The following is a 20,836-nucleotide window of genomic DNA, read 5'->3' on the forward strand; positions in this document are numbered from 1 at the left end:
ACGAATGGATGCCGATCACGCCCCCGATCCCGCCCAGCGCGCCAGGACGACCGCCATGCCCCCGCCCCCCGATCCTGCCATACTGCGCGGCATGCCGCTGTTCGCCGGGCTGGATGCCGAGGCGCTGGCCGAGGCCGTTGCGCTGGCGCGGCCCCGGCTGCATGTCCGCGGCACCGCCGTCTTCAGCCAGGGCGAAGCGGCGGCGGCCGGCCATGCGCTGATCGACGGGCGGGTGAAGATCGTGCAGACCGGCCCCGACGGGCAGCAGGTGGTGATGCGCTTCATCGGCCCCGGCGAGATGTTCGGCACGCTGGCGATCTTCACCGACGGGTTCTATCCGGCCGATGCCGTCGCGGTGGCCGACTGCGTCGAGCTGTCCTGGCCGGCCGTTGCGATGACCGAGCTGATAGACCGCCATCCCGCCATCGCCCGCAACGCGCTGTCGATCGTCGGCGGGCGGCTGCGCGAAGTGCAGAACCGCCTGCGCGAGGTGGCGACGGAGCGGGTGGAGCGCCGCATCGCCCACGCCCTGCTGCGGCTGGTGCGCCACGCCGGGCGGCGGGTGGAGGCCGGGGTGGAGATCGACTTCCCGCTGTCGCGCCAGGATGTGGCGGAGATGACCGGCACGACGCTGCACACCGTCAGCCGCACCCTGTCGGCCTGGGAAAGCCAGGGCATCGTCGAAAGCGGCCGGCAGCAGGTGGTGATCCGCAAGCCCCATGCGCTGGTCGCCATCGCCGAGGATCTGCCGTCCCCGGCGCCTAGGCGGGAGTAATGGGGCGGGAGTAATGGGGCGGGAGTGATGGGTCGGCAGTGACCGCGGGCGGGGTTGCGGTGGCGCAAAGACCGGCCGCGGCCGGGCGGTTAGGGTGGCAGCCTGTCCCCCGGTGCCGGAGCATGCCGAGATGGCCGTCCAACCGTCCCCTGCCGATTTGGCCATGGCTGATTTGACGATGGCCGATTTGACCATGGCCGAGCTGATGAGCGGCCGGCCGGCGGTGGTGCCGGTGCTGCTGCGCCATGGCCTCGCCTGCCCCGGCTGCGCCATGGCGCCCTTCATGACGGTGCGCGAGGCGGCCGGGGCCTATGGGCTGGAGCTTGGCGCCCTGCTGGACGAATTCGCCGCCGGGGAATTCGCCGCTGTGGACGGGCGGACCATTCCTTCCGCAACCTCTTCCGGGGAGACCGTGCGATGCACACCGACAGCCTGACCGGACGTCTCCTGCATGACGACCACCGCCGGGTGATGGAGCTGCTCGACCGGCTGGACGCCCTGTTCGGTCGCCATGGCGAGGACAGCCTGCCGGTGCTGACGGCGGAGGACCGGGACATCGTCGCCGATCTCGCCGCCGAACTGGACGGGCCGCTGGACAGCCATTTCGCGGCGGAGGAGGCGCTGTTCCCGGCGCTGGCCGCGGCGGGCGGGCACGAATGGACGGCCGACCTGCTGGACGACCACGAGCACATGCGCCCGATTGCCCGCCGCCTGGCCCGCTTTTGCGCCCTGGCCCTGCGGGAGGGGTTCGACTGGGACAGCTGGCCGGTCTTCCGCAGCTTCGGCGAGGAGCTGGTCCGGGTGCTGGTGCTGCACATCCAGAAGGAGGAGACGACGCTGGTGCCGGCCACCGACGCCCTGCTGTCGGCCGATGAGGACCGGGCCTTCGCCGTCGCGATGAGCGGCTGAGCGCCCGACCCGTTCCGGGGTTTGTGCTGGAGCAAAGAAGGGGGCGGCGATCCGGGCTACAGGGGGACATGGCGATCCTGCCGCTCCCCCACAGACCAGACGGACGACGATGCCGACCATGACCTCCCCCATTGCGCCCACCGCGCCCGCCGCCCAGGCCGAACCGGTTCTCGATCTCCGCGCGATCCCGCCCTACCAGCGCCATCAGCTGATCTTCGCGTCGGTGCAGGATCTGACGCCCGGCGACGGTTTCTCGCTGGTCAACGACCATGACCCGCGCCCGCTGCACCACCAGCTGCTCAGCCTGTTCGGCGCCAGCTTCTCCTGGGAGTATCTGCAACAGGGGCCCGAGGTCTGGCAGGTCCGCATTGCCCGGCCCGAGGGGGCGGCGGCGGCCAGCCTGCGGGTGAGCATCGCCCGCAACGGCGACGTGACGGTTGCGGCCGGCGATGCGACGCTGGGCCCGGACGGCAGCGGCGCCTCGGTCTGCGAGGTGACGGATATCCCGCCCGGCACGCCGGAGGGCGACGTGCTGGCGCTGTTGCAGGGCGTGATCCCGCCGGCCGGCGTGGTCAGCATCGCCTATGAACGGCTGCTGGCCCGGCGCAACGGGTCCTGCTGCGGCGGTATGTGCGGCTGAGAAGCCCGCTCCGCTGATGGCCGTTTCGCTGATTGGCAGGGTTGCGGCAACCATTTCCGTCCCCGTCCGGTTCTGTGTGCGAGGCATCGCCGCATCGCACACAGAACGCCGGATCAGGAGACAGGCATGGACCGCAAGGACGACACCGTCACGCCGCAGGACCCCCGCACGAAATATCCGCGCCCGCCCTTCAACGGCCAGTCGCAGCCCTGGCCAGGGCTGGCCCGCGACATGGATCCGCCGCCCGACCATGGCGAGACCAGCTATAAGGGCTCCGGCCGGCTGGCCGGGCGCAGGGCGCTGATCACCGGCGGCGATTCCGGCATGGGCCGGGCCGCCGCCATCGCCTATGCCCGCGAGGGCGCCGACGTCGCCATCAATTATTTCCCGACCGAGGAGCCCGACGCCCAGGACGTCGTCGCCCTGATCGAGGAGGCCGGGCGCAAGGCGGTGGCGATCCCCGGCGACCTGCGCGACGAGGATTTCTGCAAAAAGCTGGTGGCCGATGCCGTCGCCGGCCTGGGCGGGCTCGACATCGTCGTCTGCAACGCCGCACGCCAGCAGGCCATCCCGTCGATCCTCGACCTGAGCAGCGAGGAGTTCGACGCGACGATGAAGACCAACATCTACGCCCCTTTCTGGATCATCAAGGCCGCCCTGCCCCACCTGAAGCCGGGATCGGTCATCATCGGCACCACGTCGGAACAGGCCTACGACCCGACGCCCGACCTCTACGCCTATGCCCAGACCAAGGCGGCGACGATGAACTACGTGAAGTCGCTGGCCAAGCAGCTGGCGGACAAGGGCATCCGCGTCAACGGCGTGGCTCCCGGCCCGATCTGGACCCCGATTCAGGTCAGCGGCGGCGCCAGCCAGGAGAAGCTGAAGCAGTTCGGCAGCCAGACCCCGTTCGGCCGCCCCGGCCAGCCGGCCGAGCTTGCCAGCATCTATGTCCAGCTCGCCGCGGAGGACGCCAGCTTCACCACCGGCCATGTCTACGGTGCGGCGGGCGGCAGCGGGCAACCGTAAGGAAGGATCCTTCGGGGGAGGATGGAACGGTGTGGAACGTTTTCCAGCGGATGTTCCATCGCCCGGCCGCCCCTCTACCGCCGGCCGAAGGCACCGGCGGCGCGGCGGCCGACCGGGCCGGGGTTGAGGTTGGGATACTCCTCGTACTGGTTGAGCGTATAGGGGAAGACGCCCTTCGGCCCGGCGGCCTCCGGCTGGGCAAGCACGGCGGCAACCATCGCCGGGCTGGGCGGATGGCGCTCGCGCAGAGCGCCGGGGATGTCGTCGTCATCCAGTTCGGGAACGGTGACGGCGGGCGGGTCTTCCGGGCGGGGCGCCCGCGGCCTGTCTTCCGGCCTCGCCTCCGGTGCCACCTCCCGACTGTCCCGCGCGGCGGTGCGGGCGGTCCCGAGACCGGGGATGAGGCCGAGCCGCTCGGCCAGCCAGCGCACGGTGGCGGGATCGCCGGAGGTGACCAGCCGCTCGATCTGCTCGACCACCAGCACCCGCAGCGAGGACAGGCGCAGTTCAGCCTCGCGGTTCAGCGCCTGCCGTTCCCACCGGACCCTGTGACGGAAATCCTTGGAGCCGTAATAGGCCCGCCACAGCGTGGTGCGGCTGCACCCCATGGCGCGCGAGACCTGAAGGAAGCTGTTGCCGCGCGCCAGCATGCCGGCGGCCATGATCCACTGTTCCTCATGGAACTGCGAACCGGGGACCAGCGCGCCGTCCGACGGGGTCGGCGGCTCTTCGGCCCAGCGGGGGAAATTGTCGTCGGTGAAGCTGCGGGGATCGAGAGGCATGGCGTGGCTCCGCGACTGAGGGGACGGTCGCGGAAAGGTTATAGGAAATTATTCTTCTAAGGATGTCATTTTTGCAAAGACGGGTTGGAGATGGCTTGCAGACCCTTCCCGGACGAAATGCCGAGACCGATCGTGGCGGAAAACGCATTGGTTGTTTTCGATAACTTTGACGCGAGTATTAAATTTCGAAAGCAAGTATGATTAGAATAGCCCTCGTCAATCGACGCGACGCCGCCTGGGCGCTCACCCGTCAGTCACGAGAATGAGGGTCTCCGATGGCCAGAGTACAGATTCCATCCGTTCCAATATATTTCATGGCCCCGAAATGGGGCAGGGAGCTGGCGGGCGGCGGTGGCGGCACATCCGTGCATGTGATCATGGGGCCGGGCGCCATTGCGTCTTCCAACTACGGCAGCAAGCCGCAGAGAAACGCCCCGCGCTGCATCACCGCTTTGAGAAGAGACCATCCGAAGGTCAAGTGGATCGCCGGCCATCTGTTGAACGACAACATGGGTGGACCGGGGGTGAGCGAAAACCTGACGCCCCTTACCGCAACGACGAACAAGCGGCACAGTGCGGTAGAGTTGAAGGTGAAAGAGCTTCTGATTATTTCCAACCAGTTCTTCAACATCGATAAATCCGAGGTCGAGAAGGCCATTTCGCGGGCCGTCACGGAGAAGGATAAACGGGCGGAACTGGCAAAGCTGTATGTGCATGCGATAGAGATGAAGGTGATCGTCAGCAATACAAAAATGACGATGCCCGTCCTGGACAAAAAGACGGGAAGAACCAAGGATGTGGATGTCAAAGCCCCTCATGCCATCCAGGTCCGTGCGAAGGCCATCAGGTACGATTGTACCGAGGCCGGAAACTGGGTCAGGAGCAAGAGCAGCCCCGATATAACCAAGGCCGTCAACAGGGTGATCAGAAACGAATAGGGACAGTGTCCCGTCGCCTTCGGCGCATGCCCCTTTCACCCCATCATGTCCTCGCCGGACCGCCGGCGGGCGGAAGCGGCGGCCCTTGCCCCGGCGGTTTTCGGCGGCAGAGAGGCGCAGAGGTCGAAGCCGGCCAGCAGGCCCAGGCTCAGGATCGACGTGGCGGCGCTGATGCAGAGGATGGTCATGGGATCGCTCCGTCCGAAAGGGCTGACATCTCGGTGCCGTTCAATCGACCGGGGACGGTCGGCGGCGATGGGGCGATCCTGGACGCATCCGGCTTCCGGCGCTGTGAGGGGGGCCACAGCCCGGCCTGTTTCGAAGCGCGGATCGAGCGGCGCCCGGCAGCTTCGGCGGGCGCTTACGGTCTGCCGGCTTCGCTGTCCTTTTTTGCCCGTTCCTGCTTCGCCTTGTCGTGATGCCACTTGATGGCGAAGAACATTCCCGTGCCCAACACGATGATCTTGAACGGGAAGAAGACCAAAGGGAACCAGTCGTACATTTTGAACGTCTCCAGGATGCGACGCCGTCTTCCGTCAGGGGAAACCGACGGCAGTCGGGTCGGGCGCGGGTCCTTGTCTGCGGAGTCTGCGGGCGGAAGCGCAGGCGGCGGGGCTGTGGCGAAGAGGCGGCCACTCCTGTTCGGATGGCATCGCATGGGCCTCCGGAAGGAAATCCAAGCAATGTCTGCATACAATGAGTGACTGTATGCTCCGTTGAGACCTACAATGTCAACGCACATGCATGCAATGCACCGTTGAGATTCATACAAACAGGGAAGGCATGACGGATGCTTCGGCCGGAAAATCGGCCACCTGCCGCAATCCCTCGCGCAGGCCGCGGCGGTCCTTCGGGTCGCTGCGCTGAAACACCGCATCGGCCGGGAGGATCGCCGGCTGTACGACCTTGAGCGGCCGCTCCGGGCCGGCGAGCGCGGCCTGACGCAAGGGCTTTTTCAAGCTTGAACTTGACCGAGGTCAATGACGTCAGGCGGTTACCGGCTTTCATGGGCGGCGGAATGACCGATGAGGAGGGAAGCCGCCCATGCGCGATCCCGATGTCGCACAGACTGTTTCCGTTTCCAGTTCCCCCGCCGGCGAGCGGGCCCGCCGGTTCGAGACCGGATTGAGCCGGGCCGGGCTGGGGCTGGTGCCCAGGCTGGGGCGGCGGGCCAGCGATGCGCTGCTCGCCCGGCTGCTGCGGCTGCTGGCCGACCGTCATCCACGCGCCTTCGAGGCCCTGCGCGAGATGCCGGACGCCCGCGTGCTGATCGAGCCGGTGGACGCGCCGGTCGCCCTGCTGATGCGCGTCGGGCCGGATCTGTCGCTGCATGCCCTGCCGCGCGGCGCCGACGGCGTGGGCGAGGCGGGGGCCGATGCCGATGCCGTCGTCAGGGGGCCTTATGACAAGCTGCTCGACCTGCTGGAAGGGCGGATCGACGGCGATGCGCTGTTCTTCCGGCGCGAGCTGAGCATTTCCGGCGACACCGCGCTGATCCTCGCGCTGCGCAACACGCTGGACGGCGAGGACGAGATGGATCTGGTGGCCGACGCTGCCTCCATCGTCGGGCCGCTGGCCCGCGCCCTGCCGGTGCTGCGGCGCAGTGCCGGGCCGGTGCTGGACCGGATCGACGCGGCGCGCCGGCTGCTGCCGCCACCGCTGCGCCGCGGGATCGAGCGGCTGGAGGCACGGCTCGGCGGGACGGCGGCGACGCTGCCCGGCACTCCGCCCAGGACGTTGCCGGGAACGGGGGCGTAAGGGATCATGGACAATTTCGAGCTGATCTGCCCGGCGGGGACGCCGGCCGCCTTGCGCGCCGCCGTCGATGCCGGGGCCGACGCCGTCTATCTCGGCTTCCGGGACGAGACCAACGCCCGCAATTTTCCGGGCCTGAACTTCACCCGGCAGGATGTGGCCGACGCGGTGGATTACGCCCATGCGCGCCGCGTCGAGGTCTATGTCGCCATCAACACCTACCCGCAGGCGGGCAATCTCGCCCCCTGGCAGAAAGCGGTGGACGATGCGGCGCGGCTGAAGGTGGATGCCGTCATCATGGCCGATCCGGGGCTGCTGGCCTATGCCGCGAAGCGCCATCCCGACCTGCGGCTGCATCTGTCGGTCCAGGCGTCGGCCGCCAATGTCGAGGCGATCCGGCTGTACCGCGAGGCCTTCGGCGTGCGCCGGGTCGTGCTGCCGCGCGTGCTGACAGTGCCGGAAATCGCTAGGCTGAACGCCGAGATCGACATCGAGACCGAGGTGTTCGTCTTCGGCGGCCTCTGCCCGATGGCGGAGGGGCGCTGTTCGCTGTCCTCCTACGCCACCGGCCTGTCGCCCAACAAGCAGGGCGTCTGTTCGCCGGCCAACCATGTCCGCTACGAGCAGCGGGGCGGGTCGCTGGCCTCGACGCTGGGCGGCTTCACCATCAATGTGTTCGGCGAGGGTGAGCAGGCCGGCTATCCGACGCTGTGCAAGGGCCGCTTTGTCGCCGGGGGCGGGCCGGCCTACCTGTTCGAGGAGCCGACCAGCCTCAACGCCATGGATCTGCTGCCAGAGCTGAAGGCGGCCGGCGTGCGGGCGCTAAAGATCGAAGGGCGGCAGCGCGGCAAGGCCTATATCGCCGCGGTGGTCCGCGCCTATCGCGAGGCGCTGGAAACATTCGCCGCCGGCCGGCCGGTGCCGCACATCGATTTGCAGGCGATGGTCGAGGGCGGGACCCAGACCACCGGCGCTTACACCCGCGCGTGGCGATAAGGGGTTTTTCGGAATGACTGCGTCACTCACTTTGGGGCCGGTGCTGTTCAACTGGCCGGTCGACCGCTGGCGCGACTTCTACGCCCGCATCGCCGACGAGGCGCCGGTGGACACCGTGATCGTCGGCGAGATCGTCTGCTTCAAGCGGGCGCCCTTCTTCGCCGAGGCGATGGGCGACGTCATCGAGCGGCTGAGCGCCGCCGGCAAGACGGTGTGGCTCGCCAGCCCGATCCTGGTCGGCAGCGAGCGCGAGCGTTCTGCGATGCGCGATCTGGTGGGATCGGATGCCGGGCTGCCGGAGGGTGGCCTTATCGAGGCGAACGACATGGGGGCGCTGGCCCTGCTGGCCGGGCGGCCCCATGCGGTCGGGCCGACAATCAACGTCTACAACGAGGCGACGCTGGGCTGGATGGCCGGGCGCGGGGCGGTGGCGGTGTCGCTGCCGGCGGAACTGCCGGCGGCCACCGTCGCCGTGCTGGCGAAGGCCGGGCGGGAGCTGGGGATCGAGACCGAGGTGCAGGTCTGGGGGCGGGCGCCGCTCGCCATCTCGGCCCGCTGCTATCACGCGCGCGCCCATGGGCTGCACAAGGACGGCTGCCAGTTCGTCTGCGGCAACGACCCGGACGGCATGCCGGTGACGACGATGGACGGCCAGCCCTTCCTGACCGTCAACGGCACGCAGACGATGTCGCACGGCTGCCTGTGCCTGGCGGCGGAGATGCCGGCGCTGGTGGCGATGGGGGTGGACCGCTTCCGCCTGTCGCCGCAGGCGATGGACATGGTGCGGGTCGCCGAGGCCTTCCGGGCGGTGCTGGACGGGCGCCGCGACGGGGCGGAGGTCGCCGCCGAACTGGGCGGGCTGATCGACGCGCCGCTGGTCAACGGCTTCTACCACGACACCGCGGGGGCTCTGCGGGTGGCGTGAGAAAGGCACGACGCGCGCAGGCTGCGCCCGATGATCGCCTCCGGCCGGGGGCGATCCCTTGAAATCGCCTCTCAGTCGAGAGCGTCGAGCAGCTTGAATCGGATCAGGCTTTCCGCGCTGGCAAGGATCGCTTCTTCGCTCCGCCGCGGCGACCAGCCGAGCCGCTGTGTGGCCTTGACGCTGCTGGAGCGCCGATGGCGGGTGTCGGGAGAGGGCGGCGCGCTCCGGCTGGGGACCTTCGCGGCCAGTTCGCCAAGATGTTCGCGCAGGATGGCTGCGACCTTCAGCAGAGAGAGCGGCTCGCCGCTGACCGCAATGAACCGTTCACCGGCCGCGGCCGGCTCGGTCATGGCCCGCAGGTGCAGGTCGGCCACGTCCCGCACATCGACGACGCCGAACCGCATGTCCGGCAACTCGGGTGGAAAGGCGCCATCCAGCAGTCCCTTGACGATGTTTATCGATATCGAAAGCGGAGGCCCGAGCACGGGTCCGAATATTCCGGTCGGATTGACGACGCTCAACTCCGGCGTTCCGCTAGTCCTGACGAAGTCCCAGGCGGCGCGCTCAGCGATGGTCTTCGACAGGATGTAGGGTTGGTTCGGGGCGTCAACGGGGGTCCAGTCTTCCTCGGTGTAGACGTGCCCGGCCGGTTCCGGGCCATATCCCACGGCAGCAAAGGAGGAGGTGAGAACGACGCGCTTCACGTTCGCGTCGCTTGCCGCGCGCAACACGCGCAGCGCGCCGTCGCGCGCCGGCACGATCAGGTCGTCGGCGTCTTCCGGCTGGGCCGCCGGAAAAGGCGATGCGGTGTGCAGGACGTAGTCGCAGCCCGCGGCGGCGTCGGCCCAACCGTCGTCCCGCTTCAGATCGGCGGCATGAAAAGTCACCTCCCGGTCGGGATGGACACCTGCCGCCGCCAGCATGGCGCGGACCTGCGGAATCCTGTCGGGACTGCGCAGCGTCGTGCAGACCTCGTGGCCCGCCGCCAGCGCTGCGGCGATGCAATGGCTGCCGAGGAAACCCGATCCACCCGTGACAAGAATTTTGCTCATGCGATTTCTCCTTGCCCCGACTTTCGCCTATATAAGTGAAAAGGAGCAAGTAGGATGGATTTTCAGAGGTAGTATGGAAAAACAGACTGTCGAGCCGCGTACTTACGGCAACGATTGCGAAGACTGCACGGGGCCGCAGAAGATCGACGTCCTGCGCTTTCAGCGCGCGATCAGGGCCATTACCGGCAAATGGAAAATCGAGATCGTGTGCAGCCTGGTCGCTGGACCGATGCGTTTCGGCGAACTGCGCCGCGCGCTGCCAGGTATCACTCAGCACATGCTGACCGAGCAGCTGCGCGATCTGGCGCGCAACGGCATCGTCATCCGCACCGCTTACGCCGACGTGCCCCCTCGCGTGGAATATGGGCTGTCACAGGCGGGCATCGACCTGATGCCGACCTTCGCCACGTTGCGCGACTGGGCTCTGCGCTACGAATCCCAGTTGGCGGATTAGGCTCGCGGAGGCCGGTCTCGTCCCCGTCCTTCAGGCCGGCAGCCGCAGGATGCGGCCGTCGGGGTGGGTGAAGCGGGCGGTGACACCGGGATGGGCGGCCAGGATGGCCGGAACCCGCTCCGCCGCCACCACCGACAGGGCGGTCGACAGGGCGTCGGCCGTCGTGGCGTCCGGCGCCTGCACGGTGACCGCCAACCATTGGGCGGCGCAGGCCCCGCTCGCGGGATCGAACAGGTGGGTGAAGCGGCCGGCGGCGTCGAAGCGGGTGCCATAGCCGCCCGAGGTCGCCATCGCGCCGCCGGTGAGTTCCACGGTGGTTGTCGTGCGGTCCGGGTTGGCCAAATCAAAGTTCGCCGGATCGGCGAGGCCGACGGTCCAGGGACGGCCGGAGGGGTGGTGGCCGAGCGCCCGCAACTCGCCCATGTCGACCAGGACGTTGCCGATGCCCTCGGCCTTCAGGCGCTCGGTCACGCGGTCGGTGACGTAGCCCTGGGCAATGCCGTTCAGCGTCACCGCCATGCCCGCGGCGGCGAAGGCGATGCGGTCGGGCTCCACCCGCAGGGCGCGGACATCGACCAGCGCGCGGGCGGCGCGGACGGCGCTTTCCGGCGGGCCGGCGGGGTCGGCGTTCGCGCGTTCGAAATGGCCGGCATAGAGCTGCCACAGGGGCTGCACCGTGGGATCGAAGGCGCCGCCGGTGGCGCGGCCGAAGGCGGCGGCCTCGGACAGCAGGCGGACGAGGTCGGCAGGCGGGGAGTCCAGCCAGCCGTCGCGGTTCAGGCGGCGCAGCGCGGAGTCGGGGCGGTAGAGGCTGAAGACGCGCTCAAGCCTTTCGACCTCCTCCAGGCTCAGCGCGATCAGGCGGTCGGCTTCTGCGGGATCGGGATGGGCGATGGACAGGCTGGCGTCGGCGCCGAGCGCGACGCCGCGCCAGACCCGGACGGGAACCCCTTCCGCCCGCAGCAGGCGGTGCGGCAGAAGCGACAGGCCGGCGGCGACGGCGCCGATGGCGAGGAAGCGGCGGCGGGTGACCATCAGTGCTCTCCCTCGGCCATGGTGGCGGCGGGCGGGGTGAGGATCTGGTCCTCGTGCACGTCGGCGAAGCGCAGGACCGTGCCACCGTTGGCGGCGGCGAAGCGTTCGGCGGCGGCCTTGTCGGAGAAGGGATAGGGTTCCGCCTCGCCCATGCCGCCGCGCAGCTTGCTGCCCAGCACGTACCAGGCCTTGCGCGCCTCCACCCAGGCCGTCATGTCGGGGGCGGTGGGGTCCTTGGCCTTGGCGACATCGGTGACGTAGATGGCGCCGATCTCCTTCGGCTCCTCCGGCAGCATGGTGAAGGCGAAGGTGTCGCGGACGGAGGACAGCCAGATCGGCCGCTCCTGCCCCTTCACCAGGATCTGGCCCTTGGGGCCGGAATGGTCGGCGAGGTTCATGCCGCAGTAATGGCCGATGGCGTCGGCGGTCAGGGTGGCGGGCGGCGGCGGGGCGACCTCCGCCTTTTCCTGCTTGCAGGCCGCGAGCGGCAGCAGCAGGGCGGCGGCGAGAAGGGCGGTTCGCAGGATGGAAAGGGTGCGCATCAGATCTGCTTCCTCGAAAAGAGGGCGGCGGCCAGCGCCAGCGGGGCGGCGATCCAGCCGGCCATCACCGCCAGCAGCAGCGGGACCGAGAGCTGGACATGGGCGGCGAGGCCGGCGGTGCCGGCGAAGGCGCGGACGCCCTTGAAGCCGGTCAGGTTGAACAGGCGGTAGGCGTCGGCCGGGTTGGCGAGCAGCAGCCAGTTCAGCGTCTCCACCCCCAGGCCGCTGCCGCTGGCGAGGATGCCGAGCAGGGCCATGTCGTAGAGCAGGACGAAGCACAGCCACACCGCCACCGCGATGCCGGCCGCCGTGCCGCGGTCGCGGACGATGGTGGAGGCGAGATAGCCGAGCGCGGTGAAGGCGGCCCCCAGCATCACGCTGGACCCGATCATCGCGGCGAAGGCACGCCAGCTGTCGGGCCCGATGGCGGTGCCGCCCATGGCGAGCGCCACCCCGGCGGCGCCATAGCCGACCACCGTCGCCAGCGCGATCACCGCGGCATGGCCGAGGAACTTGCCGAGCAGAAGCTGCCAGCGCGCCACCGGGTAGGACAACAGCAGCGTCATGGTGCCGCGGTCGATCTCCCCCACCACCGCGTCGAAGGACAGCAGCAAGGCGATCAGCGGCAGCAGGAAGATGGTCAGGCTCGACAGGCTGACGATGGTGACCTCCACCGGGCCGACGCCGACCGTGCCGGTGGGGACGGATCCGAGGAAGCTGAGCGTCAGGGCCAGCGCCGCCATCAGCAGGGTGGTGGCGACGACCCAGCGGTTGCGGGTCGCCTCGCGCAGTTCCTTGCCGGCGATGATCAGGAGCGTGTTCATTCGGCGGCCTCCCGGCGCAGGAAATGGGCGTACATCTCGTCCAGGCTGGGTTGGAGGATTTCGATGTCATCGACGGCCAAGCCGTTGCAGGAGATGCGGCGGACCATGGCGACCTTGTCGTCGTTGGCGCAGGCCAGTTCGACCACGCCGCCGGCCAGCCGGGTCAGGGCGGCGCCCTCCCCCACTCTGGCTGCCAGTGTGTCGATCTCGCCGGTCGGCAGGGTCAGGCGAATGCGGACCGGCAGCTGGGCGAGGCTGCGCAGGGTGGCGAGCGAGCCATCGGCGACCTTGCGGCCCCGGCTCATCACCACGACGCGGTCGGCCTGCCCTTCCAGCTCGGTCAGGGCATGGCTGCACAGCAGGACGGTGGTGCCCTGGTCGCGCAGTTCGGCGACGATGGCGTAGAAGCTCTGGCGCAGCGCCGGGTCGAGGCCGGTGGTCGGCTCGTCGAGGAACAGCAGCTTCGGGCCGCCGAGCAGGGCCTGGGCCAGGGCCAGGCGCTGGCGCATCCCCTTGGAGTAGGTGGAGACGCGGCGCCTGATCGCGGCCGGTTCAAGGCCGACCTTTTCGAACAGCGCGTCGTTGTCGCGCCGGGAGGCGCCCTTCAGCCGGGCGTAGAAGTCCAGGGTCTCCCGCCCGGTCATGCTGGGGTGGAAGGCGACATTCTCCGGCAGGAAGCCGATCCGGCGGCGGATGGGGGAGCAGGCGGCGCTGGCCGGGTCGCCGCCCAGGACGCGGATGCGGCCCGCCGTCGGGGTGGTCAGGCCGAGCATCAGCTTGATCAGCGAGCTTTTGCCGGCGCCGTTGTGGCCGACCATCGCCACGCATTCGCCGGGCGCCAGCGTCAGGTCCACGCCGCGCACCGCCTCGGTCTCGCCGTAGCGCTTGGTGACGCCCTGCACCTCCGCGGTGAAGTCGGTCATGGCTGTTTCCTTTCGGCGGATTGGACAGATGCGGACATGGGGGGCGGCGTCATCAGGGGGGCGCTGTCGATCACGCCGCCGGGGTGCAGGGCGGGGAACTGCTTCTGCGCCCAGCGGATCACCTGGACGCCGGGGCTGTTCATCAGCAGCTTGGCCGCCGGATACTCCCACATCACCCGGTCGACCACGTCGTTGGGGCGATAGGGCTCGTCGGAGATGCCGTCGCCGTTCAGGTCGAAGGCGGCGTTGTCCGACCAGTAGTTGCCGCGCCCATTCTCCGACCAGTCGAGATAGCGGGTGCCGACATATTTGACCTGGGTGCGGTTGCCGATGAAGGCGTTGCCGGTCAGGCTATTACGTTCCGACCCGGCGGTGAAATGGACGCCGATCTCGCAGCCGTCGAACCGGTTGCCGGTGAAGCGGTTCTTGTTGGCGTTGTAGATGAAGACGCATTTCCAGGTGCCGCTGCGCAGCCGGTCGCTCATCGCCTCGCTGTCGCGCGGGATGTCGCTGTCGGGCAGCGCCTCGCCGGCGTCGGACAGCGCGCCGGCGAAGCGGCCTTCGATCAGGTTGCCCTCGATGCGCGAGCTGTTGGCGTTGTTCAGCATCAGCCCGTGTTCGCGGTCCGCCCTGGAGCGGTTGTTGCGGATCAGCAGGTTGTTGGAGAACATCACCGCATAGCCGACATTGTTGCCGACCGAGACGTTGTCGGTCAGCTCGGAATCGTTGGTGTACATGTAGTGGACGGCGAACCGGACATGCTCGAACCGGTTGCCGGAGAAGACGTTCTTGCGGGACGAGGTGGTGAACAGCCCGTCGCGCCCCTCGCGCACGCTGTTGTCGAGCACGCGGGTGCCCGGCGCGTTCCACAGCTGGATGCCGTTGCCGCGTTCCGACACGCGCAGGTCGGTGCGGCCGACGATGTCGTTGCGGCGGACCAGACTGTCGGCGGCGCCCCAGATATAGACGCCGATCAAATTGTCGCGCAGGCGGTTGTCCTCGACCACCGCACCGCGGGCCTCCTTGCCGAGGAAGACGCCGGCATTCTGGTCGATCAGGCTGAGGCCGGAATTGCGGATTTCCAGATGCCGCAGCGTGACGTTGGGGGCGAGGATGGTGAGCGTGCTGCCGCTGCCCTGCCCGTCGATGATTGCCCCCGGCTCTCCGGTCAGGGTGACCGGGGTGCGGACGGTCAGCGGGCCGGGATGGACGCCGGCGGCCAGCACCAGCGTGTCTCCGGGCGCCGCGGACGCCAGCGCCGCCTCCAGACCGCCGGGGGCGACCGTCGCCGTGGCGGCGAGCGCCGGGGCCGGCAGAGCCAGGACGGCGGCGAGGAGTGTCGCGGTGCGGAGAGGCATGGGGCGTCCGTTGGTTGGGGGATCCCCTCTCCCGTCCCGGGAGAGGGAGGGACCCGCCGAAGGCGGGAGGGTGAGGGGTGATCCGAACATGGATTTTTATCCTTGGATCATCCCTCACCCTTCCCATGGCGGTGCCATGGGCCCCTTCCCTCTCCCGGGGCGGGAGAGGGAGGTCTTTCAGGCGATCAGGTCGAGGACGGCTCGACGATCATGCGGCCAGCCATCTCCATGTGCAGGGCGTGGCAGAACCACTGGCAGTAGTACCAGTAGACGCCAGCCCGGTCGGCGGTGAAGGTGACCGAGGCTGTCGCCTGCGGGCCGACCTCCATGCAGACGCCGTAGTTGGTGATGCTGAAGCCGTGGGTCAGGTCGTCGATGTCGTCCATGTTGGTGACATAGACGGTCACCTCGTCGCCCTGCTTGACCGTGAAGTCCTCCAGCCCGAAGGCCGGGGCGCGCTGCCACATGTAGACGCGGACCTTCTTGCCGTCGCGGATGACCTTGGCGTCATCCTCCAGCACCACGCCGTCCTTCTTGGCCTGCTGGCGCGCCTCTTCCCACAGCGGGTCGTTGCGGTCATAGACCGAGCGCGGGTTCACCTTGGAGCGGTGGACGATCAGCGTGTCGTGCGGCTCGGCGAAGGTGGGGCCGTCATGCACCAACTTCATCTCGTCGCCGGAGATGTCGATCAGCTGGTCGTTCTCCGGCTTCAGCGGGCCGACGTTGAGGAAGCGGTCCTTGGAGAACTTGTTCAGCGACACCAGCCACTTGCCGTCGGCCTCCTTGGTCTCGCCCATCGAGCTGTGGTTGTGGCCGGGCTGGTACTGGACGTCCAGCTTCTGGACGATGGGATCGACCTTCTCGCCCTTGAAGGCGCGCCGCGCCTTGTCGATGTTCCACTTCACCAGCTGGCTGTCGAGGAACAGCGTGGTGTAGGCGTTGCCGCGGCCGTCATAGGCGGTGTGAAGCGGGCCGAGGCCGAGCTGCGGCTCGGCGACCACCACGTCGCGCGGCTTGATCTTGTCGTCGAACAGGTCGTCGAGCAGGCGCACGTCGAAGACGGTGACGGTCGGCGACAGCTTGCCGTTGACGGTGACGTGGATGCCGTCGGGGGCGGCGTTGATGCCGTGCGGGTTGGCCGGCACCGGGATGTAGCGGGTGTAGGGGCTGCCGTGGCGGCCGTCGACCACCGGCACGCCGTTCACCGCCTGGATCTTGCCGGCCTTCACCGCCTCGTCGATGCGCTTCAGGTTGAAGACGACGACCCAGTCCTGCTCGCCGCTGGTCATCTCCGCCGCGGTGACGCCCTCTTCGGAGTCATAGCAGGTGGAGAAAGCGTATTTGCCCTGATAGTCGGCGTCGGTGTTGTCGAGGTTGCCGTCGACCCAGACCTGCCACGCGATCTTCATCGTGTCGCCGTCGATGGCGGTGAAGTGCGACTTGTAGGCCTTGGTGGCGGTCAGCTCGCGGCCGTCGTTCGGGGTCGGCACGCGCTGTTCGCCGTTGGCGAAGACGTAGCCGGTGCGAGGGTAGCGCTGCGGACGCAGACCGTGGATGGCGGCGGCGTTGGGGATCTCGATGATGGTGTCGGTCTTCATGATGTCGCAGCGGATGCGCGCGACACGGGTGTTGGCCTTGTCGTTGATGAAGATGTAACGGCCGTCGTAGGTGCCGTCGGTGAAGGACATGTGCGGGTGGTGGGCGTCGCCGTTCAGGTAGATGCCGCCGCGCGTCTCCAGAAACTTCTTCGTTTCCGGCAGCATATGCTCGGTCAGGATCTTCCGGCTCTCGTTGGTCATGCCCCAGCCGGTGGCGGAGCAGCGGTTGAAGACCGGAATCCGCATCAGCTCGCGCATCGACGGCAGGCCGAGGATGCGGACTTCGCCGGAATGCCCGCCGGAATGGAAGGCGTAATATTCGTCGAGGTCGCCCGGCTTCACTTCGGCGTTGAGGTGGCCGGCCTGGGCGTTGGCGGCCATCGCCTCGGTGGCGCCGAACAGGGCGCTGCCGGCGATGCCGCCGGCGGTCGCCCCGCCCACGGCACCGCCGAGGCCGGCAAGGGCCGCCGCCTTCGCCGTTCCGCCCAGTAGCGCGCGGCGGTTGACGCCTGCGCTGTTGTTGGTCTCGCTCGACATGGTCTGCTCCTTCGCTGCCCCCGCCTTGCGGGGTGTCATGGGGCCCGTTGCGACCGGGTCCCGTTATCGGGGTAAGGGTGTGTGGGTCAGGATCCGTGCGGCCGGATCGTCAGCCGGCCGGTGGCCGGGTCGGCGGTGGCGACGGTGCTGTGGGTCTGGGCGCTGCGGGCGGCTGCCTCTTTTTCGGCGGCCAGCTTGGCCTCGGCGGCCTGCCACTTCTCGCGCTTCTGCCGCTTCTGGATCATGACCGGGCATTTGTGGTCGTGGTGGTAGAGCATCTGGCAGTGCAGGCACTGGATGCATTCGTTGGGGTTGATCGAGCCGTCGGGGTGGATGGCCTGCACCGGGCATTCGTTGCCGCAGCGCTGGCACGGGCTGCCGCATTCCTTGTAGCGGCGCAGCCAGTCGAACATCCGCAACCGGCCGGGGATCGCCAGCGCCGCGCCCAGCGGGCAGAGATAGCGGCAGAAGAAGCGTTCGATCACCAGCCCGGCCGCCAGCAGTGCCACGGCGAAGGCGACGAACCACCAGTCGCGGATGAAATGCAGGATGATGGCGGTCTTGAACGGCTCGATCTCCGCCGCCTTCTCCGCCGTGCCCAGCGATTGCAGCGACACGCCGAACAGCAGCAGGAAGACGATGTACTTGATCGGCCACAGGCGCTGGTGCAGGGCGAAGGGCACGGTGATCTGGCGGATGCCGATCCTTTTGGCCGCCTTCGACGCCAGCTCCTGAAGCGCGCCGAACGGGCAGAGCCAGCCGCAGAAGGCGCCGCGGCCCCAGAACAGCAGCGACGCCGCCACCGAGAACCACAGGATGAACACCAGCGGGTCCATCATGAAATAGTCCCAGCGGAAGTCGGTGCGCAGCGCGTTGGCGAAGGTCAGGACATTGACCACCGACAGCTGGGCCGTGGCGTACCAGCCGAGCCAGACCAGGGTGAAGACCAGATAGGCGGTGCGGACGCGCTCGTACAGCTTCGGGCGTTTGGTCAGCTGGTCCTGGAAGAAGAAGATGCCGGTCAGCAGCAGGATGGCGGAGGTCAGCACGGCGACGTCGAGCTGCCGGTTCTGCCAGATGCGCTGCCACAGCGGGACTTCGGCGGCCTCCTCCGCGGCCTCGGCACCGGCGGCCTGGATGGCGGCGCTGTGGCTGGCGGACGGGTCGGGAGACGGGGCGACTGTGGGGGCCGGCTGCTCGGTCTTCAGGTATTTGTCGGGCGGCTGGTAGCCGAGGTCGAAGGTGACGAACACCTTGTCGAGCGCGGCAATGGCGCGCTGGACCAGAAGCTGGAGGCGCCAGGGCTCGGCCGGATTGAACTCGGTGCCTTCCGGCAGGACGAACAGGCCGATTTCCGGGAAATCGGGGGCACCGGCGGCGGCGACGCTGCCCAGGCGCTTGTGCATCTTGTCGCGGAAGCGGATCGAGCCCTCATGCTGGATCATCTCGACCCGGTCGAAGATGCCGCCGCGGACATAGCCCGATCCCTTGAAGGAATAGCGCCCCTGCCCGGCCACCCACACCGCCTGCTGGCCGGGCTTCAGCCGGCGGGTCAGCGTCTCGTACTCGGCATCGCCCAGCAGCGAGCGGCCGATGGACGGGATCGATACCAAGGCGGCATAGAGGTCGATGAAGGTCTCGTCGGGGCTGCCGGCCTCGGCGCGGGCGATGGCCTCCGCCCGGCCGGTCTTCTCGAAGGCGGCGTTCACCTCCCCCACCGTCAGGGTCAGGCGGCGGACCGAACCCTCGCCGATCAGGGCCGTCCAGTCCTCCACCGCCGTCTTCGACAGGTCGACGGACTTGACGATGGTCGGCGCGCTGTCCGGCCCGGCTTTGCCAAGGCTCTGCATCACCTTCTTGCCGGAGCGGATGATGGAATCGCCGATCACCATCACCGTCACCGTGGCGCCCGACACGATGTCGACCGGCGGGCTGGCGGCGCTCTGGGTGGCGAGCGTCAGCACGTTCTTGCCGACATAGCCGTTGATGAAGCCATTGATGCGGGCCGGCGGGATGCCGATCAGCACGATGGGCTCGTGATGGTCCATCAGCCGGGCGCCGGTCACCGTGCCGTCGGCGGTGAGGCCGACCACCACGTCGATGGGCCGGCCGGAATAGCCGGTGGTGTTGACGAAGTCGGAGGTCAGATAGGCATGGCCCACCACCGCATCGCCCTTGTAGACGGGGACGTTGGGGCGTTCGGGGTGGGCTGGCCGAAACGGTCGGCGCCGGGAACGAGGTCGGAGGGTTGCAGCTTCGCCAGATAGGGCAGCAGCCGGCCGCTGTCGGCGGCTTCCGCCGTGGCGAAGTCTGGGGCGATCCCGGTCAGCAGCAGCAGGAGGGCGACGAGCGCCGATCCCACCCAACGTTGTACGCGCCTGAACCTCACGACGGCCATCCTCCGGCTTTCGCCACCTTGCGGCGGTGTCTGCATTGGTGTCTCGGAGGGCATGAAAGCGCTTGGCGCCGGGGGAGTTCTTGACCGCGGTCAAGTGCGCCGGGGGGGCCTTGTGCGAATTGCGCCAGATCAACAACTATTGGGGGAAGGGAGGCCGCGGCCCGGCGCTATTCCTCCGATGGCATAACCCTTCGGGGAAGGGTGTTTTTGCGAAACGATCCCGGCAATTCTTGGTTGGAATTGTCAGCCTGAGATCGAGCAGAAGGCCGCATCCGATGAGCGCAGCCCGACAATCCAGCGCAGTCCGCAGTTTCGATGCCTCCCGCCCTGACGACCCGCGCCCGCCAATGGATCGCGGAACCCGCCGGCGCGAACTCGCCATGTTCCTGCTGCTGGCGGTGTTCATCTGGCCGGTTCTGTCGGTCGCGGTGGTCGGCGGCTATGGCTTCGTCGTGTGGATGTCGCAACTGATCCTGGGGCCGCCCGGTCCGCCGCCGGTCTGAGGAGAGCTGCCCGATGGCCGAGGATGGTTTAGACAGCGAGGCCGTAAACCGGAGCAGGCGGAGCCTTCTGCGTGGGCGGCCGGTGGCCGGGCCGCCGCCCATCCACCCCCCCTGGTCCCGTCCCGACTATTTCACCTCGCTCTGCACCCGCTGCGGCGCCTGTGCCGAAGCCTGTCCGGAGGCGATCCTGCGGGCGGGCGACGGCGGCTATCCCGAGGTCGATTTCGCCCGCGGCGAGTGCAGCTTCTGCGGCGCCTGCGCCGAGGCCTGCACCGAACCCATCTTCGACCGGACGATGAAGCCCTGGGCCTTGCGCCCCGCCATAGCACCCTCCTGCCTCGCGGTGCAGCGGGTGGTGTGCCGGAGCTGCCAGGATGCCTGCCCGGAAGGGGCGATCCGCTTCCAGCCGGCGCCGGGCGGCGCCGCCCATGCCCGGATCGACGATGCGGCCTGCACCGGCTGCGGTGCCTGCGTCGCCGCCTGCCCGTCCGGGGCCGTCACCCTCACCCACCGGAGCGCCCCTCACAAAACCGGGAGCCCAGCCCATGCCGCGCGCTGACATCACGGGAGCGGGGACGGCGGGCGAACGGCATCTCGCCTCGCTGCTGCTGCATGTGCGGCCGGAGCGGCAGGCGGCGGTGCGCGCCGTCATCGCGACCATGCCCGGCACCGAGCTTCACATCGAGCAGCCCGGCAAGATGGTGGTCACCGTCGAAGGGCCGCACGAGGGCTGGATCGCCGACCGGATGACCGCGCTGCATTTGCTGGAGGGCGTGTTCTCCGCCGTCATGGTCTTTCATCACATCGACCGGGCAGGGGTTGTCGAGACCTGACACCGCCCTGCCCTGCCCCGCCAGCCGGTT

At 68.6% G+C, this 20,836-nt stretch carries 26 protein-coding genes; 13 read left to right on the forward strand and 13 right to left on the reverse strand.

The annotated features are described in order from the left end of the window. The first annotated feature begins 4 nt into the window (after positions 1–4). The 5 genes from ABNQ38_RS03130 to ABNQ38_RS03150 all read left to right on the forward strand — a co-directional run bounded on the left by ABNQ38_RS03130 (position 5) and on the right by ABNQ38_RS03150 (position 3,353). The gene (locus ABNQ38_RS03130) at positions 5–775 is read left to right on the forward strand and encodes a Crp/Fnr family transcriptional regulator (RefSeq protein WP_377805650.1); all 771 of its coding nucleotides are present in this window, start codon (positions 5–7) and stop codon (positions 773–775) included. A 163-nt stretch (positions 776–938) separates the two neighbouring features. Then, the gene (locus tag ABNQ38_RS03135; RefSeq protein ID WP_377805652.1) at positions 939–1,211 is read left to right on the forward strand and encodes a hypothetical protein; all 273 of its coding nucleotides are present in this window, start codon (positions 939–941) and stop codon (positions 1,209–1,211) included. Then, positions 1,193–1,684 (forward strand): hemerythrin domain-containing protein, encoded by a 492-nt coding sequence (locus tag ABNQ38_RS03140; protein WP_377805653.1) that lies wholly within the window; start codon positions 1,193–1,195, stop codon positions 1,682–1,684. The genes ABNQ38_RS03135 and ABNQ38_RS03140 overlap by 19 nt, the downstream gene beginning before the upstream one ends. A gap of 118 nt (positions 1,685–1,802) precedes the next feature. After that, the gene (locus ABNQ38_RS03145; protein ID WP_377805654.1) at positions 1,803–2,324 is read left to right on the forward strand and encodes a DUF2249 domain-containing protein; all 522 of its coding nucleotides are present in this window, start codon (positions 1,803–1,805) and stop codon (positions 2,322–2,324) included. A 126-nt stretch (positions 2,325–2,450) separates the two neighbouring features. Further along, positions 2,451–3,353 carry an SDR family oxidoreductase gene (locus ABNQ38_RS03150; RefSeq protein ID WP_377805655.1) on the forward strand — a complete coding sequence of 301 codons (903 nt, stop codon included), beginning with the start codon at positions 2,451–2,453 and terminating at the stop codon, positions 3,351–3,353. A gap of 74 nt (positions 3,354–3,427) precedes the next feature. On the opposite strand, the gene ABNQ38_RS03155 is transcribed toward ABNQ38_RS03150, so the two are convergent. Further along, entirely contained in the window at positions 3,428–4,135 is a 708-nt protein-coding gene (locus ABNQ38_RS03155) for a hypothetical protein (protein WP_377805656.1), read from the reverse strand. 275 nt (positions 4,136–4,410) lie between these two features. Between ABNQ38_RS03155 and ABNQ38_RS03160 the strand changes: the two genes are divergently transcribed. Beyond that, positions 4,411–5,073 carry a hypothetical protein gene (locus ABNQ38_RS03160; RefSeq protein ID WP_377805657.1) on the forward strand — a complete coding sequence of 221 codons (663 nt, stop codon included), beginning with the start codon at positions 4,411–4,413 and terminating at the stop codon, positions 5,071–5,073. 35 nt (positions 5,074–5,108) lie between these two features. Here the strand turns inward: ABNQ38_RS03160 and ABNQ38_RS03165 are convergent, their stop codons facing one another. The 3 genes from ABNQ38_RS03165 to ABNQ38_RS03175 all read right to left on the reverse strand — a co-directional run bounded on the left by ABNQ38_RS03165 (position 5,109) and on the right by ABNQ38_RS03175 (position 6,032). Then, positions 5,109–5,261: a hypothetical protein gene (locus tag ABNQ38_RS03165; RefSeq protein WP_377805658.1), complete on the reverse strand. Its 153-nt coding sequence runs from the start codon at positions 5,259–5,261 to the stop codon at positions 5,109–5,111. 173 nt (positions 5,262–5,434) lie between these two features. Beyond that, the gene (locus ABNQ38_RS03170) at positions 5,435–5,575 is read right to left on the reverse strand and encodes a hypothetical protein (RefSeq protein WP_377805659.1); all 141 of its coding nucleotides are present in this window, start codon (positions 5,573–5,575) and stop codon (positions 5,435–5,437) included. Between the two features lie 262 nt (positions 5,576–5,837). Next, positions 5,838–6,032, reverse strand: coding sequence for a hypothetical protein (locus tag ABNQ38_RS03175; RefSeq protein WP_377805660.1), 195 nt, complete (start codon positions 6,030–6,032; stop codon positions 5,838–5,840). 85 nt (positions 6,033–6,117) lie between these two features. Between ABNQ38_RS03175 and ABNQ38_RS03180 the strand changes: the two genes are divergently transcribed. Genes ABNQ38_RS03180 through ABNQ38_RS03190 form a run of 3 tightly spaced genes read left to right on the forward strand, consistent with a single transcriptional unit; the run spans position 6,118 to position 8,749 of the window. Next, the gene (locus ABNQ38_RS03180; RefSeq protein WP_377805661.1) at positions 6,118–6,831 is read left to right on the forward strand and encodes an SCP2 domain-containing protein; all 714 of its coding nucleotides are present in this window, start codon (positions 6,118–6,120) and stop codon (positions 6,829–6,831) included. A gap of 6 nt (positions 6,832–6,837) precedes the next feature. Next, on the forward strand, positions 6,838–7,824 hold the full coding sequence (locus tag ABNQ38_RS03185) for a peptidase U32 family protein (RefSeq protein ID WP_377805662.1): 987 nt from the start codon (positions 6,838–6,840) through the stop codon (positions 7,822–7,824). A 13-nt stretch (positions 7,825–7,837) separates the two neighbouring features. Next, positions 7,838–8,749, forward strand: coding sequence for a U32 family peptidase (locus ABNQ38_RS03190; RefSeq protein ID WP_377805663.1), 912 nt, complete (start codon positions 7,838–7,840; stop codon positions 8,747–8,749). Between the two features lie 71 nt (positions 8,750–8,820). Here the strand turns inward: ABNQ38_RS03190 and ABNQ38_RS03195 are convergent, their stop codons facing one another. After that, the gene (locus tag ABNQ38_RS03195) at positions 8,821–9,801 is read right to left on the reverse strand and encodes an SDR family oxidoreductase (protein WP_377805664.1); all 981 of its coding nucleotides are present in this window, start codon (positions 9,799–9,801) and stop codon (positions 8,821–8,823) included. A 73-nt stretch (positions 9,802–9,874) separates the two neighbouring features. On the opposite strand from ABNQ38_RS03195, the gene ABNQ38_RS03200 reads away from it, so the two are divergent. After that, positions 9,875–10,255 (forward strand): winged helix-turn-helix transcriptional regulator, encoded by a 381-nt coding sequence (locus tag ABNQ38_RS03200; RefSeq protein WP_377805665.1) that lies wholly within the window; start codon positions 9,875–9,877, stop codon positions 10,253–10,255. Positions 10,256–10,285: 30 nt separating this feature from the next. Here ABNQ38_RS03200 and ABNQ38_RS03205 read toward each other — a convergent pair whose 3' ends face one another. From ABNQ38_RS03205 to ABNQ38_RS03240, 8 genes are all read right to left on the reverse strand, one after another. Then, positions 10,286–11,290, reverse strand: coding sequence for an FAD:protein FMN transferase (locus ABNQ38_RS03205; protein ID WP_377805666.1), 1,005 nt, complete (start codon positions 11,288–11,290; stop codon positions 10,286–10,288). Continuing rightward, complete coding sequence (locus ABNQ38_RS03210; protein WP_377805667.1) at positions 11,290–11,832, reverse strand: nitrous oxide reductase accessory protein NosL; 543 nt, start codon at positions 11,830–11,832, stop codon at positions 11,290–11,292. The genes ABNQ38_RS03205 and ABNQ38_RS03210 overlap by 1 nt, the downstream gene beginning before the upstream one ends. After that, positions 11,832–12,656 carry an ABC transporter permease gene (locus ABNQ38_RS03215; RefSeq protein ID WP_377805668.1) on the reverse strand — a complete coding sequence of 275 codons (825 nt, stop codon included), beginning with the start codon at positions 12,654–12,656 and terminating at the stop codon, positions 11,832–11,834. The genes ABNQ38_RS03210 and ABNQ38_RS03215 overlap by 1 nt, the downstream gene beginning before the upstream one ends. Further along, complete coding sequence (locus ABNQ38_RS03220; protein WP_377805669.1) at positions 12,653–13,579, reverse strand: ABC transporter ATP-binding protein; 927 nt, start codon at positions 13,577–13,579, stop codon at positions 12,653–12,655. Before ABNQ38_RS03220 ends, ABNQ38_RS03215 begins: the two co-directional genes overlap by 4 nt. Continuing rightward, the gene (locus ABNQ38_RS03225; RefSeq protein ID WP_377805670.1) at positions 13,576–14,937 is read right to left on the reverse strand and encodes a nitrous oxide reductase family maturation protein NosD; all 1,362 of its coding nucleotides are present in this window, start codon (positions 14,935–14,937) and stop codon (positions 13,576–13,578) included. The genes ABNQ38_RS03220 and ABNQ38_RS03225 overlap by 4 nt, the downstream gene beginning before the upstream one ends. Before the next feature lie 185 nt (positions 14,938–15,122). Then, positions 15,123–17,072: a TAT-dependent nitrous-oxide reductase gene (gene nosZ / locus ABNQ38_RS03230; protein WP_377805671.1), complete on the reverse strand. Its 1,950-nt coding sequence runs from the start codon at positions 17,070–17,072 to the stop codon at positions 15,123–15,125. An 86-nt stretch (positions 17,073–17,158) separates the two neighbouring features. Next, positions 17,159–19,234, reverse strand: coding sequence for a 4Fe-4S binding protein (locus tag ABNQ38_RS03235; protein WP_377805672.1), 2,076 nt, complete (start codon positions 19,232–19,234; stop codon positions 17,159–17,161). Next, the gene (locus ABNQ38_RS03240; protein ID WP_377805673.1) at positions 19,216–19,461 is read right to left on the reverse strand and encodes a hypothetical protein; all 246 of its coding nucleotides are present in this window, start codon (positions 19,459–19,461) and stop codon (positions 19,216–19,218) included. Before ABNQ38_RS03240 ends, ABNQ38_RS03235 begins: the two co-directional genes overlap by 19 nt. A 356-nt stretch (positions 19,462–19,817) precedes the next feature. Between ABNQ38_RS03240 and napE the strand changes: the two genes are divergently transcribed. From napE to ABNQ38_RS03255, 3 genes are read left to right on the forward strand one after another with little or no spacing between them, the layout of a single operon-like run. Further along, positions 19,818–19,973, forward strand: a complete 156-nt coding sequence (napE, locus tag ABNQ38_RS03245) for a periplasmic nitrate reductase, NapE protein (protein ID WP_109048948.1) — start codon at positions 19,818–19,820, stop codon at positions 19,971–19,973. Positions 19,974–19,986: 13 nt separating this feature from the next. Next, positions 19,987–20,532 carry a ferredoxin-type protein NapF gene (gene napF, locus ABNQ38_RS03250; RefSeq protein ID WP_377805674.1) on the forward strand — a complete coding sequence of 182 codons (546 nt, stop codon included), beginning with the start codon at positions 19,987–19,989 and terminating at the stop codon, positions 20,530–20,532. Continuing rightward, complete coding sequence (locus tag ABNQ38_RS03255; RefSeq protein WP_377805675.1) at positions 20,519–20,806, forward strand: chaperone NapD; 288 nt, start codon at positions 20,519–20,521, stop codon at positions 20,804–20,806. Before napF ends, ABNQ38_RS03255 begins: the two co-directional genes overlap by 14 nt. The last annotated feature ends 30 nt before the right edge of the window (positions 20,807–20,836 follow it).

The organism is Azospirillum sp. A29 (assembly GCF_042604625.1).
Lineage (GTDB): Bacteria > Pseudomonadota > Alphaproteobacteria > Azospirillales > Azospirillaceae > Azospirillum > Azospirillum palustre.

Bases quoted from the DNA above. Each gene is read 5' to 3' on its own strand.
- napE (WP_109048948.1), top strand. From the start codon at position 19,818: ATGGATCGCGGAACCCGCCGGCGCGAACTCGCCATGTTCCTGCTGCTG.
- ABNQ38_RS03145 (WP_377805654.1), top strand. From the start codon at position 1,803: ATGACCTCCCCCATTGCGCCCACCGCGCCCGCCGCCCAGGCCGAACCG.
- nosZ (WP_377805671.1), bottom strand. From the start codon at position 17,072: ATGTCGAGCGAGACCAACAACAGCGCAGGCGTCAACCGCCGCGCGCTA.
- ABNQ38_RS03165 (WP_377805658.1), bottom strand. From the start codon at position 5,261: ATGACCATCCTCTGCATCAGCGCCGCCACGTCGATCCTGAGCCTGGGC.
- ABNQ38_RS03140 (WP_377805653.1), top strand. From the start codon at position 1,193: ATGCACACCGACAGCCTGACCGGACGTCTCCTGCATGACGACCACCGC.
- ABNQ38_RS03215 (WP_377805668.1), bottom strand. From the start codon at position 12,656: ATGAACACGCTCCTGATCATCGCCGGCAAGGAACTGCGCGAGGCGACC.
- ABNQ38_RS03185 (WP_377805662.1), top strand. From the start codon at position 6,838: ATGGACAATTTCGAGCTGATCTGCCCGGCGGGGACGCCGGCCGCCTTG.
- ABNQ38_RS03225 (WP_377805670.1), bottom strand. From the start codon at position 14,937: ATGCCTCTCCGCACCGCGACACTCCTCGCCGCCGTCCTGGCTCTGCCG.
- ABNQ38_RS03220 (WP_377805669.1), bottom strand. From the start codon at position 13,579: ATGACCGACTTCACCGCGGAGGTGCAGGGCGTCACCAAGCGCTACGGC.
- ABNQ38_RS03195 (WP_377805664.1), bottom strand. From the start codon at position 9,801: ATGAGCAAAATTCTTGTCACGGGTGGATCGGGTTTCCTCGGCAGCCAT.
- ABNQ38_RS03135 (WP_377805652.1), top strand. From the start codon at position 939: ATGGCTGATTTGACGATGGCCGATTTGACCATGGCCGAGCTGATGAGC.
- ABNQ38_RS03180 (WP_377805661.1), top strand. From the start codon at position 6,118: ATGCGCGATCCCGATGTCGCACAGACTGTTTCCGTTTCCAGTTCCCCC.
- ABNQ38_RS03130 (WP_377805650.1), top strand. From the start codon at position 5: ATGGATGCCGATCACGCCCCCGATCCCGCCCAGCGCGCCAGGACGACC.
- ABNQ38_RS03150 (WP_377805655.1), top strand. From the start codon at position 2,451: ATGGACCGCAAGGACGACACCGTCACGCCGCAGGACCCCCGCACGAAA.
- ABNQ38_RS03160 (WP_377805657.1), top strand. From the start codon at position 4,411: ATGGCCAGAGTACAGATTCCATCCGTTCCAATATATTTCATGGCCCCG.
- ABNQ38_RS03190 (WP_377805663.1), top strand. From the start codon at position 7,838: ATGACTGCGTCACTCACTTTGGGGCCGGTGCTGTTCAACTGGCCGGTC.
- ABNQ38_RS03200 (WP_377805665.1), top strand. From the start codon at position 9,875: ATGGAAAAACAGACTGTCGAGCCGCGTACTTACGGCAACGATTGCGAA.
- ABNQ38_RS03155 (WP_377805656.1), bottom strand. From the start codon at position 4,135: ATGCCTCTCGATCCCCGCAGCTTCACCGACGACAATTTCCCCCGCTGG.
- ABNQ38_RS03210 (WP_377805667.1), bottom strand. From the start codon at position 11,832: ATGCGCACCCTTTCCATCCTGCGAACCGCCCTTCTCGCCGCCGCCCTG.
- ABNQ38_RS03170 (WP_377805659.1), bottom strand. From the start codon at position 5,575: ATGTACGACTGGTTCCCTTTGGTCTTCTTCCCGTTCAAGATCATCGTG.
- ABNQ38_RS03255 (WP_377805675.1), top strand. From the start codon at position 20,519: ATGCCGCGCGCTGACATCACGGGAGCGGGGACGGCGGGCGAACGGCAT.
- ABNQ38_RS03205 (WP_377805666.1), bottom strand. From the start codon at position 11,290: ATGGTCACCCGCCGCCGCTTCCTCGCCATCGGCGCCGTCGCCGCCGGC.
- napF (WP_377805674.1), top strand. From the start codon at position 19,987: ATGGCCGAGGATGGTTTAGACAGCGAGGCCGTAAACCGGAGCAGGCGG.